The sequence below is a fragment of the Streptomyces sp. NPDC001222 genome (genome assembly GCF_042896945.1).
GTDB lineage: Bacteria > Actinomycetota > Actinomycetes > Streptomycetales > Streptomycetaceae > Streptomyces > Streptomyces gibsoniae.
The window spans coordinates 60,311-74,930 of sequence record NZ_JBIAXT010000015.1 but is presented as its reverse complement, the minus strand read 5'-3'; the positions used below and the strand labels follow the sequence as shown (position 1 = coordinate 74,930).

At 70.8% G+C, this 14,620-nt stretch carries 14 protein-coding genes; 10 read left to right on the top strand and 4 right to left on the bottom strand.

Annotated elements, in window-relative coordinates; all coding sequences use genetic code 11:
- Nucleotides 1-20: 20 nt before the first annotated feature.
- Nucleotides 21-830 carry an Fpg/Nei family DNA glycosylase gene (locus ACFY2Z_RS21320; RefSeq protein ID WP_390745675.1) on the bottom strand — a complete coding sequence of 270 codons (810 nt, stop codon included), beginning with the start codon at nucleotides 828-830 and terminating at the stop codon, nucleotides 21-23.
- Between the two features lie 110 nt (nucleotides 831-940).
- Nucleotides 941-1,426, bottom strand: coding sequence for a ribose-5-phosphate isomerase (locus ACFY2Z_RS21315; RefSeq protein WP_311696978.1), 486 nt, complete (start codon nucleotides 1,424-1,426; stop codon nucleotides 941-943).
- A 274-nt stretch (nucleotides 1,427-1,700) separates the two neighbouring features.
- Here ACFY2Z_RS21315 and ACFY2Z_RS21310 point away from each other — a divergent pair, with 274 nt between their 5' ends.
- The gene (locus ACFY2Z_RS21310) at nucleotides 1,701-3,176 is read left to right on the top strand and encodes an amino acid permease (RefSeq protein ID WP_390745674.1); all 1,476 of its coding nucleotides are present in this window, start codon (nucleotides 1,701-1,703) and stop codon (nucleotides 3,174-3,176) included.
- A gap of 551 nt (nucleotides 3,177-3,727) precedes the next feature.
- On the opposite strand, the gene ACFY2Z_RS21305 is transcribed toward ACFY2Z_RS21310, so the two are convergent.
- Nucleotides 3,728-4,309: a biotin transporter BioY gene (locus ACFY2Z_RS21305; RefSeq protein ID WP_390745673.1), complete on the bottom strand. Its 582-nt coding sequence runs from the start codon at nucleotides 4,307-4,309 to the stop codon at nucleotides 3,728-3,730.
- A gap of 468 nt (nucleotides 4,310-4,777) precedes the next feature.
- Between ACFY2Z_RS21305 and ACFY2Z_RS21300 the strand changes: the two genes are divergently transcribed.
- The 9 genes from ACFY2Z_RS21300 to ACFY2Z_RS21260 all read left to right on the top strand — a co-directional run bounded on the left by ACFY2Z_RS21300 (nucleotide 4,778) and on the right by ACFY2Z_RS21260 (nucleotide 13,825).
- The gene (locus ACFY2Z_RS21300; protein WP_390745672.1) at nucleotides 4,778-5,986 is read left to right on the top strand and encodes an ROK family protein; all 1,209 of its coding nucleotides are present in this window, start codon (nucleotides 4,778-4,780) and stop codon (nucleotides 5,984-5,986) included.
- A gap of 280 nt (nucleotides 5,987-6,266) precedes the next feature.
- A complete protein-coding gene (locus ACFY2Z_RS21295; protein ID WP_390745671.1) occupies nucleotides 6,267-7,340 on the top strand; it encodes an ABC transporter substrate-binding protein in 1,074 nt (357 codons plus the stop codon).
- Entirely contained in the window at nucleotides 7,337-8,185 is an 849-nt protein-coding gene (locus ACFY2Z_RS21290) for an ABC transporter permease (protein WP_390745670.1), read from the top strand. The genes ACFY2Z_RS21295 and ACFY2Z_RS21290 overlap by 4 nt, the downstream gene beginning before the upstream one ends.
- Nucleotides 8,161-8,895, top strand: a complete 735-nt coding sequence (locus ACFY2Z_RS21285; RefSeq protein WP_390745669.1) for an ABC transporter ATP-binding protein — start codon at nucleotides 8,161-8,163, stop codon at nucleotides 8,893-8,895. The genes ACFY2Z_RS21290 and ACFY2Z_RS21285 overlap by 25 nt, the downstream gene beginning before the upstream one ends.
- Nucleotides 8,892-10,241 (top strand): LLM class flavin-dependent oxidoreductase, encoded by a 1,350-nt coding sequence (locus ACFY2Z_RS21280; RefSeq protein ID WP_390745668.1) that lies wholly within the window; start codon nucleotides 8,892-8,894, stop codon nucleotides 10,239-10,241. Before ACFY2Z_RS21285 ends, ACFY2Z_RS21280 begins: the two co-directional genes overlap by 4 nt.
- A gap of 31 nt (nucleotides 10,242-10,272) precedes the next feature.
- Nucleotides 10,273-11,166: a TauD/TfdA dioxygenase family protein gene (locus ACFY2Z_RS21275; protein ID WP_390745667.1), complete on the top strand. Its 894-nt coding sequence runs from the start codon at nucleotides 10,273-10,275 to the stop codon at nucleotides 11,164-11,166.
- A gap of 120 nt (nucleotides 11,167-11,286) precedes the next feature.
- Nucleotides 11,287-12,663, top strand: coding sequence for an amino acid permease (locus tag ACFY2Z_RS21270; protein WP_390745666.1), 1,377 nt, complete (start codon nucleotides 11,287-11,289; stop codon nucleotides 12,661-12,663).
- A gap of 141 nt (nucleotides 12,664-12,804) precedes the next feature.
- A complete protein-coding gene (locus ACFY2Z_RS21265; RefSeq protein WP_311696988.1) occupies nucleotides 12,805-13,446 on the top strand; it encodes a superoxide dismutase in 642 nt (213 codons plus the stop codon).
- 154 nt (nucleotides 13,447-13,600) lie between these two features.
- Entirely contained in the window at nucleotides 13,601-13,825 is a 225-nt protein-coding gene (locus ACFY2Z_RS21260; RefSeq protein ID WP_311696989.1) for a hypothetical protein, read from the top strand.
- 54 nt (nucleotides 13,826-13,879) lie between these two features.
- Here the strand turns inward: ACFY2Z_RS21260 and ACFY2Z_RS21255 are convergent, their stop codons facing one another.
- Entirely contained in the window at nucleotides 13,880-14,542 is a 663-nt protein-coding gene (locus tag ACFY2Z_RS21255) for a DsbA family protein (RefSeq protein WP_390745665.1), read from the bottom strand.
- Nucleotides 14,543-14,620 lie beyond the last annotated feature (78 nt).

Genomic DNA, 14,620 nt, shown 5'->3' with positions numbered 1-14,620 from the left:
GTCGGGCCCCGGCCGGGCGGCTATCCCTTCTGGCAGCCCGGGCACCAGAAGAGATTGCGGGCGGCGAGACCGGCGGTGCGGATCTCGCCCCCACAGACATGGCAGCGCAGGTTCGCCCTGCGGTACACGTACACCTCGCCGCCGTGGTCGTCCACACGCGGCGGGCGGCCCATGGCCTCAGGCGCGTGTTCGGGGCGGACGGTGTCGATGCGGTTGTCGCGGACGCCCTCACGCATCAGACCGACGAGGTCGGCCCAGATCGTGTCCCACTCGGCCGGGGAGATGTCCTTGCCGGGGCGGTAGGGGTCGATGCCGTGCCGGAAGAGGACCTCGGCCCGGTAGACGTTGCCGACTCCGGCGATGACCTTCTGGTCCATGAGCAGGGCGGCGATGGTCGTACGGCTGCGGGAGACGCGGCGGTAGGCGGCCGAGGGGTCGGCGTCGTCGCGGAGCGGATCGGGGCCGAGGCGGGCGTGCAGCGCGCCCTTCTCCTCGTCCGTGATCAGCGCGCAGGTGGTCGGGCCGCGCAGGTCGACGTACGAGGCGGGGTTCGCGAGGCGGAGGCGGACCGTGTCGGTGGGCGGGGGCGCGGGGGCGTCGCCGAAGGCGACCTTGCCGAACAGGCCGAGGTGGATGTGCACCCAGTCGCCGCCGCGGAAGCCGAGGAAGAGGTGCTTGCCATGGGCGTCGGCGGTGTGCAGTGCGGCGCCGTCGAGCAGGGCCGCGGCGTCGGCGAACTTGCCCTGGGGACTGGAGACGGCGACGGGGCCGCCCGCGAACCGTGCCGCGTAGTCCTCGGCCAGCCGGTGAATCGTGTGCCCCTCCGGCACGCTTGCCCCACCTTTCAGATCATCGGTACGCCGGCACTCCGGACGCCGGGGCGCCACGGGGGCACCCCGGCCCCCGGTTCAGGCACCCCGGACGCCGGGCGGGCGGACGGTCAGTCCTGCGGGTGGTGGGCGGGGATCGGCGGCAGGTCGCCCGTGGTCTCGTAGTCCGAGAGCATGTCGATGCGCCGCACGTGGCGCTGGTCACCCGAGAACGGCGTGGCCAGGAACGTCTCGACGAACTTCGTCGCCTCGTCCTGCGTGTGCATGCGCGCACCCACCGCGACGACGTTCGCGTCGTTGTGCTGGCGGCCGAGGGACGCCGTCTCCTCGCTCCAGGCGAGGGCCGCACGGACGCCCTTCACCTTGTTCGCGGCGATCTGCTCGCCGTTGCCCGAGCCGCCGATCACGATGCCGAGGGAACCGGGGTCGGCCGCGGTGCGCTCCGCCGCGCGGAGGCAGAACGGCGGGTAGTCGTCCTGGGCGTCGTAGATGTGGGGCCCGCAGTCGACGGGCTCGTGGCCGGCGGACTTGAGCCACTCGACGAGGTGGTTCTTCAGTTCGAAGCCGGCATGGTCGGAGCCGAGATACACGCGCATGGTCCGAGTGTGTCACGCCCGCCGTCGGTCGGCTTCGCCGGGTTCCGGGCGAAATACGTGTGAGCTACACCATTGAAGCTCAAGAAAACCTCAAGTAACAATACGGATTCAAAGGTTTCCGAATTTCTTCGCCTCCGATTCACTGGACCGGCTCGTACACCGCTCGTATGAGCCCCCGTACTCTCGGCGCCCCCCGGCCCCGTACGGGGCCCGTACACGTACGGGTGTGTGTCCCCCACATCCCCGTACACCCGGCTCAAAGGAAATATCCTTCATGACCTCGCAGCCGACCCCCACAAAGGCCGGAAATGCCACCGGCGCCGCCGGAGAACCCGGCGGCGGCCTCCAGGCCGGACTCAAGAACCGTCATCTGTCGATGATCGCCATCGGCGGTGTCATCGGCGCCGGCCTGTTTGTCGGATCCAGTAGCGGAATCGCCACCGCCGGCCCCGGCATCCTGCTCTCCTACGCCCTCGTCGGCACGCTCGTGGTGCTGGTGATGCGCATGCTGGGCGAGATGTCCGCCGCGAACCCCACCTCCGGCTCCTTCTCCGCGCACGCGGACCGCGCCCTCGGCCGCTGGGCCGGTTTCTCGATCGGCTGGCTGTACTGGTTCTTCTGGGTGGTCGTGCTGGCCGTGGAGGCCACCGCGGGCGCGAAGATCCTCCAGAGCTGGATCCCCGCCGTGCCCCAGTGGGGCTGGGCTCTCATCGTGATGATGGTGCTGACCGCGACCAACCTGGTCTCCGTCGGCTCCTACGGTGAGTTCGAGTTCTGGTTCGCCGGCATCAAGGTCGTGGCGATCGGTGCCTTCATCGTGGTCGGCGCCCTCGCCATCTTCGGTGTGCTGCCGGGCGTGCACAGCGACAAGGCGAGCTTCGGCAACCTGACCTCCCACGGCGGCTTCCTGCCGCACGGTCCCGGCGCGATCCTCACCGGTGTCCTGCTCGTCGTCTTCTCCTTCATGGGCAGCGAGATCGCCACGCTGGCGGCCGGCGAGTCCGAGGACCCGCAGCGCGCGGTGACCAAGTCGACCAACAGCATCATCTGGCGCATCGGCGTCTTCTACCTGGGCTCGATCCTCGTCGTCGTCTCCCTGCTGCCGTGGAACGACCCGTCGATCAAGGACAAGGGCTCGTACGTCGCCGCCCTGGACTCCCTCGGGATCGCGCACGCCGGCGAGATCATGAACTTCATCGTGCTGACGTCGGTGCTGTCCTGCCTGAACTCCGGGCTCTACACGGCCTCCCGCATGGCCTTCTCGCTGGGCCAGCGCGGCGACGCGCCGAAGGCCTTCGCCCGGACCACCCGCCGTGGCGTGCCGATGGCGGCGATCGTCGTCTCCGTCCTCTTCGGCTTCCTGGCGGTGTTCTTCAACTACAAGTTCCCGGACTCCGTCTTCCTCTTCCTGGTGAACTCCAGCGGTGCGGTCGCCCTGTTCGTCTGGCTGGTGATCTGCTTCTCGCAGCTGCGGATGCGGAAGATCATCCAGCGTGAGGCGCCGGAGAAGCTCGTCGTGAAGATGTGGCTGTACCCCTACCTGACCTGGGCCGCTGCCGCACTGATCGTGTTCGTCCTCGGCTACATGCTGACCGACACCGAGCACGACGGACGCGAGACGGTGCTGCTGTCGCTGCTGGTGGCGGCGGTCGTGCTCGTGGTCGCCGTGGTGAAGGAGAAGCTGCGCGGCGGCCGGACCGCCGAGAGCGCGGTGGACGCGGAGCAGGCGCGCGCCGAGGTCGGTGCCTGACCGGCAGGTGAGCTGAGCGAAGGGAAGGGCCCCGCGGCGCAAGGCCGCGGGGCCCTTCTGTGCTTCCGGGTGCCTGATCCGAGGGTGTCGGCATCCGGTTCTCAGCCGTCCGGCTGAAGCTTCTTCCGCGACTGGCCACGGGAGTGACCCCGGCTTCGGATGGATCCGGTACAGGTGGGCGCCTCCGCTGTCCAACCGCTTCACCACTACGTACTCGTCCTCGTCGCCCTGTGCGACGAGCTGCCGTGTGCGCGCGAGGAGGCCACTGTCAGCCGCTGGCCTCCAGAGGCGCCGCCTGGAAGCGTGCCGGCGGGAGCTGTCTCGCAGGCGGGCCTCGGGGCTTCCCGTCGCCGCGGTGGCACACCGGTGGGATTTCACCGGTGCCGCCCGTTTCAGCCGGAGTGTTCCGGGCTGTCTACGGGATGTACCGCCGCGAGTGGCGTGACTCCGACAGGCCGTAGTCGCGGCTCGGCGGACGGGGCCGGGAAAAGCGCAGGGGCCGGGCGTGCTGCCCGGCCCTTGTACCGCAGGTCTCGGATGGTGCGGTTACGTCACTTCCCGACGAGCTTCCAGGCGGTGGGCAGCAGGCCCATCGCCAGGGCGGCCTTCAGGGCGTCGCCGATCAGGAACGGGGTGAGCCCGGCCGCGATCGCGGCGGTCGCGGACATGCCGGTGGCCAGCGCCAGGTACGGGACGCCGATCGCGTAGATGATCGCCTCGCCCAGCAGCATCGCGCCGGCCGTGCGCAGCACCGAGCGGTCGGCGCCGCGGCGGGCCAGGGCGCCCACGACGGCGGAGGCGAGCAGCATGCCGAGGACATAGCCGAAGGACGGGGCGGCGGCACCGGATCCGCCACCGGCGAACCACGGCACGCCGGCGACACCGGCCAGCGCGTACAGGGCGAGCGACAGGAAGCCGCGGCGGGCGCCGAGCGCCGTGCCCACGAGCAGCGCGGCGAAGGTCTGTCCGGTCACCGGCACCGGGGAGCCCGGCACGGGCACCGAGAGCTGCGCGGCGAGCCCGGTGAGCGCGGCACCGCCGACCACGAGGGCGACGTCACGCACCCGGGAGGCGGGCAGCAGGTCGGCGAGGACCTCGCCGGGGCGGGCAACTGTGGCGGTGGCGGTGCTCATGAGAACTCACTCCGGCGGTGGGGACGGTTCGGGACACGGTGACGCTATCCCAGGGCCGGGGAGCCGATCACCGTCAGCGCTCGACAAAGGCCGGATCCGGGAGTTGGTGGGCTGTCGACAAAAGCTGGGGCTTACACGCGATACGGCGTGATTCCGGTCACTGAGGTGACGGCGGTGACTCCGGTGAGGCCGGACCGAGGGCAACTGTAGGGATCCACCAACCGCATGGCGCCTCCTCAGAGCTTCCGTCTCGCCCGTCGGTCGCCGTCTGGGCAGTGGTGAACCGTTTTGCTAGCTTCGAGCCCATGGTTGCCCAGGCCCGGAATCTCACGTCGCGTCGCTATGTCGACCTGCGACGCCAGGGCACGGCCACCTGTCGCCCCCTGCTGTGAGGCGGGCGGAGCGGCTCCGGCGCCTCCAGCGTTCGAAATCGGCGCAGTGTCGGACCCGTTCCCTGAGGAAGCCTCCATGCCCCGAACCGCAAGCCTCCCCGCCCCCGCCCCCGCCCCCGCCCCCTCCCCCGTGCCCCGTGCCGCCGACCGCGACCGGCGCCGGACGAACGCGAGCGTCGTCCTGCGGTCGGTGCTGGAACACGGCCCGGTGGCGCGCAGCACCATCGCCCGGCTCACCGGGCTGTCGCCCGCGTCGGTGACGGACTACTGCGCCCGGTTCACCGACATCGGGCTGCTCCGTGAGGCGGCGGCGCCCCGGCGCTCGGGCGGGGTGGGCCGTCCGCACGTACCGGTCGACCTGGACGACTCCCGGTTCGTGGTGGGCGGGGTGCATGTGGCGGTGCCGTACACCACCGTGGCCCTGCTGGACCTGCGCGGGCGGGTGCTGATCGAGCGGCGGATCGCGCACGAGCACACCGACGCGGACCGGGTGCTGACGCGGGCCGCCGACGGGCTGCGGGCGCTGCTCGCCGAGAGCGGGGCGGGCACGCCCCTGGGGGTGGGGCTGGCGGCCGGCGGCTGGGTGGACCGGGACTCGGGGACCATCGTCGAACACGCGCTGCTGGGCTGGCGGGAGGTGCCCGTGCGGGAGGTGCTCGGCGCCGCCACCGGACTGCCGGTGCACGTCGACGGGCATGCGCGGGCGCTGGTCAACGGGGAGCGGCTGTTCGGGCGGGCGCGCGGCAGCCGCAGCGTGCTGCATCTGTTCGTGGGCAACGTGGTCGACGCGGCCTTCGCCACCCACGGCCAGGTGCACTACGGGCCGCGCTCCCAGGCCGGGGCGATCTCTCATCTGCCGGTACCGGGCGGGACCGAGCCGTGCGACTGCGGACGCGTCGGCTGCCTCCAGGTCGAGCTGAGCGAGCGGACGCTGTGCCGGCGGGCCCGGGAGGCGGGTGTCATCGACGGGGCGAACCCGATGCACGTGGTCGCCGCCGCGGCGGCCGGCGACCGGGTGGCCGGGCGCCTGCTGGTGGACCGGGCGCGGGCGACCGGGCGGGCGGCGGGGCTGCTGCTCGACGTGCTCAATCCGGAGACGGTCGTGGTCACCGAGGTAGGCGTGATGCACCGGGAGGACTGTCTCTCGGCGCTGCGGGAGGCGGTCGGGACGGACCGGGCGGCGGCCGTCCTGCCGACGAGCTTCCCGGACTCCGTGCTGGCCGTGGCGGGCGGCTCGGTCGCCCTGGACGTGCTCTACCGGGATCCGCTGGGCGCTTCCACCTGAGCGGAATTAATTCAGAAACTCGGAATGTTGACAGGCCTCTTCGGGGCCGGGAGCATCGTGTTCATGAGCCCGCGCATGATCTGTCGCACCCTTTGTTGCTGACACATTGACACCCTGACGTCTCGTCAGGCGATGCCCTGCGGCGCCTTCATCCCCTTTTGCTTTTCCTTCGCATCGCTTCACCTTCTCCTCGCTCCCCGCGATTTCCCTTTCCGGGCTCTGCCGAGCCCGGAATTCCTCTGTCACGTCACGCCTGTCCTGTGAACCAGGGAGTCCTCCCATGCCTGCTCCGCCCGCGTCCGGTGTCGACCGGCGTCTGTTCCTCACCTCTGTGCTCGGTCTCGCCGCCGGTGCCGCCGGGCTGACCGGCTGCGCGGGAAGCGGCGCCGCGGCCGGGACCTCGAGGGCCGGGGCCTCCTCGGCCCCGCTCGCGGACCGGGTCCCGGCCGGTACGAGCCTGAAGATCGCCTCGTTCCAGAACGTCCAGCAACTGCAGTTCGAACTGGCGCACCTGTCCGCGTTGCCCTTCACCGTGTCGAGCTGGGTGAACATCGGGGCGGGGCCGGACGTGATCAACGCCTTCCGCGCCAGGTCGCTGGACCTCGCCAACAACGCGGGAATCCCGCCGATCCAGGCGCACTATCAGGGTTTCGACGCGAAAATCGTCGCGATCGACATCACCCGCAAGCCCAACTATCTCTTCGCCACGAAGCCCGGCAGCGACATCCGCACGGTCGCGGATTTCAAGGGAAAGAAGCTTGCCTTCTCCCAGGGGCAGGCGCAGGGAGTCGTGCTGCTGCGCGCGCTGAAGCGGGCAGGGCTGAAATACGACGACGCCCAGCTGGTGCCGCTCACCAGCAACCAGTTCCTCACCGCGCTGCAGTCCGGCCAGGTGGACATCGCCCCGCTCGCCAACAGCCAGGCACCGGCGTATCTGAAGCTCTACGCGTCCAAGGGCGCCCGGACCGTCCCCACCGACGTGGTCGACCTGCTCAATCTGCTGTGGGCACCCGCCTCGGTGCTGAACGACCCCGCGAAGGCCGCCGCGATCGCCGCGTACATCCCGCAGTGGGCGAAGGGCCAGGTGTGGCAGTGGGAGCACCCGGACGTCTGGAACCGGGAGTTCTACGTCGGGACGCAGAACCTGACCCTGGCCCAGGCCGAGTCCATCACCAGGCTCGCCAACAAGCCCTTGTTCCCGCCGAGCTGGGACGAGGCGATCACCTGGGAGCAGGAGACCGCCGATCTGCTGGCGGAGGGCGGCTTCGTGAAGAAGTTCGACGTGCGCTCGCTCTTCGACCGGCGCTTCGAGGGCCTCGCGGCGAAGGCCGTGTCCGCGGAGTACCGGAGGTGAGCGCCGTGACCACGACGACCACGGCCACGGCCCCGGCGCCGCCCTCGGCTCCGCCCGCGCGGCGCAGGCGCCGCGGTCTCGCCCCCGGCAGGCCGTTGCCCGCCGCCCGTCTCGTCGGCCCGCTGCTCCTGCTCGCCCTGTGGGCCGCCGCCTCCGCCGCCGGACAGCTGGACCCTGCGGCGATCCCCGCCCCCTGGACGGTGCTGAGGACCGGGGTCCGTCTGTGGACCGACGGCACGCTCTCCACGGATGTGCTGACCTCGCTGCGGCGGGCCGCCTACGGCTTCGCGCTCGGACTGACCGCCGCAGTGCTGCTCGCGCTCGCCTCCGGGCTGAGCCGGACCGGTGAGGCGCTGATCGACGGGACCGTGCAGCTCAACCGGGCGATCCCGACCCTCGGTCTGATCCCGCTGTTCATCCTCTGGCTGGGCATCGGCGAGACCTTCAAGATCGCGATCATCGCCATCGTCGTCTACGTCCCGGTCTATCTGAACACGCACGCCGCGCTGTCCGGCATCGACAGCCGCTTCGTCGAACTCGCCGAGGTGCAGGGCCTGACCCGGTACCGGTTCATCCGCCAGATCGTGATCCCCGGCGCACTGCCCGGCTTCTTCGTCGGGCTGCGGCTCGGCGTGACCGGCTCCTGGCTGGGTCTGGTGGTGCTGGAGCAGATCAACGCCACCAGCGGCCTCGGCTATCTGATGTACCAGGCCCAGAACTACGGCCAGACGGACGTCATCCTCGTCGGCCTGGCGATCTACGGCATCTTCGGCCTGGCCTCCGACAGCGCGGTCCGCATCGTCGAACGGAGGGTGCTGTCATGGCGACGCACACTGAGCAGCTGACCCGGCCGGCCGTCCGGATCCGGGGCCTGACCCGGTCGTACGACGGCCGCACGGTCCTCGACGCCGTCGATCTCGATCTGCCCGTCGGCCAGTTCACCGCCCTGCTCGGGCACAGCGGCTCGGGCAAGAGCACCCTGCTGCGGGCGATCGCCGGACTCGACCACGAGGTCGAGGGCAGCGGCGGGCTCACCGCGCCGGAGCGGGTCTCCGTGGTCTTCCAGGACTCACGGCTGCTGCCCTGGCGGCGGGTGCTGGACAACGTCCTGCTGGGCACGGACGGCAAGGAGGCCGCCGCTCGCGGCCGGGCCGCCCTCGCCGAAGTGGGCCTGGGCGGCCGGGAGCGGGCCTGGCCGGGCGAGCTGTCCGGCGGCGAGGCGCAGCGCGCGGCCCTCGCCCGCTCGCTGGTCCGGGAGCCCGAACTGCTGCTGGCCGACGAACCGTTCGGCGCGCTGGACGCCCTCACCCGGCTCAGAATGCACGGCCTGCTGCGGCAGCTGTGGCAGCGCCACCGGCCGTCCGTGCTGCTCGTCACCCACGACGTGGACGAGGCGATCGTGCTCGCCGACCGTGTCCTCGTCCTCGACCGGGGCCGGATCGGCCTCGACCTGACCATCGACCGCCCGCATCCGCGCTCGTACCGGGATCCGCTTCTCGGCGCGTACCGGGAACGGCTGCTCGCCGCACTGGGCGTCACGGAGGATCCCGCATGACCCGTCAGCTGCATCTCAACGCGTTCCTGATGAACACCGGCCACCACGAGGCGTCTTGGCGGCTCCCGGAGAGCGACCCGCACGCGCATGTGGACCTGAATCACTACGTCGGTCTCGCCCGGATCGCCGAGCGCGGCACCTTCGACTCGCTGTTCCTCGCGGACAGCCCCCAGCTGTGGGGCGGTGTGGCCCAGCGCCCCTCCGGCGCCCTGGAGCCCCTCACGCTGCTCACCGCCCTCGCGACGGCCACCGAGCACATCGGGCTGATCGCCACGGCGTCCACCTCGTACAACGCGCCCTACAACCTGGCCCGCAGGCTCGCCTCGCTGGACATCCTCAGCGGCGGCCGGGCGGGCTGGAACATCGTGACCACCGCCGGTGCCGAGGCCGCCCGCAACTTCGGTGTCGAGCACGAGCCCGCGCACGCCGACCGCTACGCCCGCGCCGCCGAGTTCCTCGACGTGGCGCTGAAGCTGTGGGACAGCTGGGAGGACGACCTGATCGTCGCCGACAAGGCGGCGGGCGTGTGGGGCGACGACGCCAAGCTCCATCCGCCGCGGCACCGGGGCCCGTACTTCAGCGTCGAGGGCGCCCTCAACGTGCCGCGCTCACCCCAGGGGTACCCGCTGCTGGTGCAGGCGGGCTCCTCCGAGGACGGCAAGCGGTTCGCGGCCCGGTACGCGGAGGCGGTGTTCACCGCCCAGCAGACGCTCGCCGGCGCGCAGGCCTTCTACACCGGTCTCAAGTCCCTCACCGGGGCGGCCGGCCGGGACCCGGACCACATCAAGGTGCTGCCCGGCATCGTCCCGGTGCTCGGTTCCACGGAGGCCGAGGCGCGGGCGAACGAGCGGGTGCTCGAGGAGCACATCGTCCACGAACACGGCCGCGACCGGCTGGAGAACCTGCTGCGTCTGGAGCCCGGCACCCTCGACCTGGACGCCGAACTTCCCTCCGGCCTCCCGCCCGAGAGCGAGATCGAGGGCGCCAAGAGCCGCTACACGCTCGTGGTGGAGCTTGCCCGGCGCGAGCGGCTGACCGTACGGCAGCTGATCGGACGGCTCGGCGGCGGGCGCGGGCACCTCACCTTCGCGGGTACGCCCGAGCAGGTCGCGGACGCCATCGAGACATGGTTCACCCAGGGCGCGGCCGACGGCTTCAACATCATGCCCGCGCTGCTGCCCTCCGGTCTGGAGGCCTTCGTCGAACACGTCGTCCCGCTCCTGCGCGCCCGCGGCCTGCTCCGCGCGGAGTACGGCCCCCGCCGGACCCTGCGGGAGCGCTACGGCCTCCCGCGGCCCGCCAACCGGTACGTCACCGACCGCACCTCCGCCCTCGCCACCGCCTGACCGCACTCACCACCGTCCGGAAGGACCAGCCATGCCGACCATCGAGATCCACAAGGTCACCGCGAACATCGGCGCACGGATCGTCGGCGTCGACCTCTCCAAGCCCCTCGACGAGGAGACGGCCGCCGCCGTCCGGGAGGCCCTCAACATCCACAAGGCGCTCGTCTTCGAGGAGGTGAACCTCGACGACGAGGGCCAGCAGGCGTTCGCCCGCCACTTCGGGGACCTCACCACCGCCCACCCGACGGTGCCCGCCGTCGAGGGCGCCCCGAACGTGCTGCCCGTGGACAGCGAGCGGGGCCGCGCCAACCACTGGCACACCGATGTGACCTTCGTCCTCAACCCGCCGCAGGCCAGCACCCTGCGCTCGCTCACGATCCCGCCGTACGGCGGCGAGACCCTGATCGCCGACGCCGCGGCCGCCTACCGCGACCTGCCGGAACCCCTGCGCCGCCTCGCCGACACGCTGTGGGCGGAGCACACCAACGACTACGACTACGCGGTGCCGGACGAGGCGATCGACGAGGAGAAGGCCGCCCAGCGCGCCCAGTTCACGTCGATCAGGTACCGCACCGCCCACCCGGTGGTGCGCGTCCACCCCCTGACCGGCGAGCGGGGGCTGTTCATCGGCGGATTCGCCCAGCGGATCGTCGGCCTGTCGGTGCCCGAGTCCCGCAGGATCCTGGACCTGCTCCAGGCGTATGTCACCCGGCCGGAGAACATCCTGCGCTGGCGCTGGTCGGAGAACCAGCTCGTGCTGTTCGACAACCGCATCACCCAGCACTACGCCATCGACAACTACGACGGCCTGCCGCGCCGGCTGAACCGGGTGACCGTCGCCGGTGACATCCCGGTCGGCGTCGAGGGCAAGGAGAGCTATGTGATCGAGGGGGACGCCTCGCACTACACGCCGATCGCCGCGTAACGGGGGGTTCACCTTCCGTACGGTCGACGTCCGGATAGTGGGCAGCCTCTTCGCCGGAGCGGAGAGGCTGCCCAGACTGTGGGGGTTTTTGCCCGACTCTTGCAATTGGACTAGGCGCCCATGCCCCACACCACAGTCGAGACACCACCGGAGACCGGCGTCTCCCTGTCCCACGGACTGAAGCAGCGCCATCTGTCGATGATCGCCCTCGGCGGTGTGATCGGCGCCGGCCTGTTCGTGGGCTCGGGCGCGGGTATCGCCGCCGCCGGCCCGTCGATCGTGATCGCGTACGCCGTCTCCGGTCTGCTCGTCATGCTGGTGATGCGGATGCTCGGCGAGATGTCGGCCGCCCATCCGTCCTCGGGCTCCTTCTCCGCGCACGCCGAGCGGGCGATCGGCCCCTGGGCGGGCTTCACCGCGGGCTGGTCGTTCTGGGTGCTGCTGTGCACGGCCGTCGGCCTGGAGGGCATCGGCGCCGCGAAGATCGTGACCGGCTGGCTGCCGGGGACGCCCGAGTGGGCGTGGGTGGCGCTGTTCATGGTGGTCTTCTGCGGCGCGAACCTGGCCGCGGTGAAGAACTTCGGCGAGTTCGAGTTCTGGTTCGCGGCGCTCAAGGTCGGCGCGATCAGCCTGTTCCTGGTGCTCGGCGGGCTGGCGATCGCCGGGGTGCTGCCCGGTACCGACTCCCCGGGCGCCTCGAACCTCAGCGACTTCCTGCCCCACGGCAGCCAGGGCTTCGTCATCGGACTGCTCGCGTCGGTGTTCGCGTACGGCGGTCTGGAGACCGTCACCATCGCCGCGGCGGAGTCCCCGGACCCGGTCAGGGGCGTGGCGGGCGCGGTCCGTACGGCGATGTGGCGCATCGCGCTCTTCTACATCGGCTCCATGGCGGTCATCGTCACCCTCGTCCCGTGGCACGACAAGGAGGTCGTCGGCAAGGGCCCGTACGTGGCGGCCCTCGACCACCTGGGCATCCCGGGCGCCGGGCGGCTGATGAGCGTGGTGGTGCTGGTCGCGCTGCTGTCCGCGATGAACGCCAACATCTACGGCTCCTCGCGTATCGCGTACTCGCTGGTGCAGCGCGGTCAGGGCCCGAAGGCGCTGGGCAGGGTCTCCGGCGGGGTGCCCAGGGCCGCCGTGCTGACCTCGTCGCTGTTCGGCTTCGGCTGTGTCGTCCTCAGCTACTGGCGGCCGAACGACGTCTTCCCCTGGCTGCTGAACATGATCGGCGCGGTGATCCTGGTCGTCTGGTTCTTCATCGCGGTCTCGCAGCTGCGCATGCGCCGGCGTCTGGAGCGGGAGACGCCCGAGCGGCTGGTCGTGCGGATGTGGGCGTTCCCGGTGCTGACCTGGGTCGCGCTGGCGGGCATGACGGCGATCTTCGTGCTGATGGCCCGGCAGTCGGACACCCGGGTGCAGCTGTACTCGACGGGCGGCATGACGCTGTTCCTGGCCGTCCTGGGCTACGCCCGGCAGCGGGCTCGCGCCCGAGGCTGACGCCGTCCCCTCCTCCGGCCGAGCAGGCCCCCACGTCGACACGTGGGGGCCTTCTTGTTGCCCTCCCCGGCCCCGCCCGGTCCTTTTTGTTGCTAGCGTGTACTTGCAAGCTAGTTGCAATAAGAGGTACGGAGAGGACCCATGCCCGTCTACACGCTGCCCGAGCTGCCGTACGACTACTCCGCGCTCGCCCCCGTGATCAGCCCCGAGATCATCGAGCTGCACCACGACAAGCACCACGCGGCGTATGTGAAGGGCGCCAACGACACCCTGGAGCAGCTCGCCGAGGCACGGGACAAGGAAGCGTGGGCCTCGATCAACGGCCTGGAGAAGAACCTGGCCTTCCACCTCTCCGGCCACATCCTGCACTCGATCTACTGGCAGAACATGAGCGGTGACGGCGGCGGCGAGCCCCTGGAGCAGGACGGCGTGGGCGAGCTGGCCGACGCCATCACCGAGTCGTTCGGTTCGTACCGGCAGTTCAAGGCGCAGCTGTCCAAGGCCGCCGCCACCACGCAGGGCTCGGGCTGGGGCGTCCTGGCCCATGAGCCGCTCAGCGGCCGGCTGATCGTCGAGCAGGTCTACGACCACCAGGGCAACGTCGGCCAGGCGGCCACCCCGATCCTGGTCTTCGACGCCTGGGAGCACGCCTTCTATCTGCAGTACCGCAACCAGAAGGTGGACTTCATCGAGGCCATGTGGCAGGTCGTGAACTGGCAGGACGTGGCCCGTCGGTACGCGGCGGCCAGGTCCCGGGCCGATGTGCTGCTGCTCGCCCCCTGAGGGCGGGGTGAAGCGTCCTGCCCGTGATCGTCTTCTCACCGTTTCACCGGCAGGCGGATAAAAGGAAGACCCCCCGCGAGTGGGAGCGCCCCCTGTGGGGGAATGACTCGCGGGGGGTCTTCCGGTAGCGGGGGCTCCGGGGCATGGTGGCCGAATGCCGATGTACTGCTTCACCTGCGACACCGATCAGCCCCATCGCGAGCTCAACCGTGCCGAGCAGTCCTGGCTCGAGGAGCGGCTCGGCCGCGCGGCCGTGCGCGAGTTCCGGATGTGCGAGGCCGTACTGGACACCGAGAGCGGCAAACAGTGCCGCAACCTGCGCACCGGCGGGAACAAGAAGCCCTTCGCCCGGCCCATCCGGGTGCCCGTCCTGGAGTGAACACAGCGGTGCGGGCCGCCGGAGCCGTACGCCCCGGGGCCCGCACCGGGTGTCCTACAGGTTGCTGAAGTCCGGGCCCTGCGTCCGGGTGCGCTTGATCTCGTAGAAGCCCGGGACGGAGGCGACCGCCAGCGTGCCGTCCCACAGCTTCGCGGCGTCCTCACCCTTGGGGGCCGGGGTGACCACCGGGCCGAAGAAGGCGATCTGCTCGCCGTCGGCACCCGGGACCGCGATCACCGGGGTGCCCACCTCCTGGCCGACCTTCTCGATGCCCTCCTTGTGCGAGGCGCGCAGCTCGGCGTCGAACTCGAAGTCCTCCTGCTCGGCGTAGTCGATCAGGTCCGCGGGCAGGCCGACCTCGTCGAGCGCCGCGGCAATGGCCTGAAGGGTCGGGCCCTCGCCCTGGTTGTGGATGCGGGTGCCGAGGGCCGTGTACAGCGGGCCGAGGACGTCGTCGCCGTGCTTCTGCCAGGCGGCGGTCACCACGCGCACCGGCTGCCACGCCTTGGTGGCCAGCATGTCCCGGTACTCCTCGGGCAGCTGGTCCAGCTTGTCCTCGTTGAGCACGGCGAGGCTCATGATGTGCCAGCGGACCTCGATGTCCCGGACCTTCTCCACTTCCAGGACCCAGCGGGAGGTCATCCAGGCCCAGGGGCACAGCGGGTCGAACCAGAAGTCGACGGGGGTCTTGCCGGAAGCGGTCACGGTCTCGGACATGACTCTCCTAGGAACGCGGTCGTTTACCGGGCAACATCACAGGCCGCCCCGCCCATTCCCGCAAGTGCTCATGAGGTG

What these genes read in the sequence shown, in the direction of transcription:
- ACFY2Z_RS21265 (WP_311696988.1), top strand. Translation starts at nt 12,805, where the DNA reads ATGCCCGTCTACACGCTGCCCGAGCTGCCGTACGACTACTCCGCGCTC.
- ACFY2Z_RS21275 (WP_390745667.1), top strand. Translation starts at nt 10,273, where the DNA reads ATGCCGACCATCGAGATCCACAAGGTCACCGCGAACATCGGCGCACGG.
- ACFY2Z_RS21305 (WP_390745673.1), bottom strand. Translation starts at nt 4,309, where the DNA reads ATGAGCACCGCCACCGCCACAGTTGCCCGCCCCGGCGAGGTCCTCGCC.
- ACFY2Z_RS21310 (WP_390745674.1), top strand. Translation starts at nt 1,701, where the DNA reads ATGACCTCGCAGCCGACCCCCACAAAGGCCGGAAATGCCACCGGCGCC.
- ACFY2Z_RS21260 (WP_311696989.1), top strand. Translation starts at nt 13,601, where the DNA reads ATGCCGATGTACTGCTTCACCTGCGACACCGATCAGCCCCATCGCGAG.
- ACFY2Z_RS21285 (WP_390745669.1), top strand. Translation starts at nt 8,161, where the DNA reads ATGGCGACGCACACTGAGCAGCTGACCCGGCCGGCCGTCCGGATCCGG.
- ACFY2Z_RS21315 (WP_311696978.1), bottom strand. Translation starts at nt 1,426, where the DNA reads ATGCGCGTGTATCTCGGCTCCGACCATGCCGGCTTCGAACTGAAGAAC.
- ACFY2Z_RS21280 (WP_390745668.1), top strand. Translation starts at nt 8,892, where the DNA reads ATGACCCGTCAGCTGCATCTCAACGCGTTCCTGATGAACACCGGCCAC.
- ACFY2Z_RS21270 (WP_390745666.1), top strand. Translation starts at nt 11,287, where the DNA reads ATGCCCCACACCACAGTCGAGACACCACCGGAGACCGGCGTCTCCCTG.
- ACFY2Z_RS21255 (WP_390745665.1), bottom strand. Translation starts at nt 14,542, where the DNA reads ATGTCCGAGACCGTGACCGCTTCCGGCAAGACCCCCGTCGACTTCTGG.
- ACFY2Z_RS21300 (WP_390745672.1), top strand. Translation starts at nt 4,778, where the DNA reads ATGCCCCGAACCGCAAGCCTCCCCGCCCCCGCCCCCGCCCCCGCCCCC.
- ACFY2Z_RS21295 (WP_390745671.1), top strand. Translation starts at nt 6,267, where the DNA reads ATGCCTGCTCCGCCCGCGTCCGGTGTCGACCGGCGTCTGTTCCTCACC.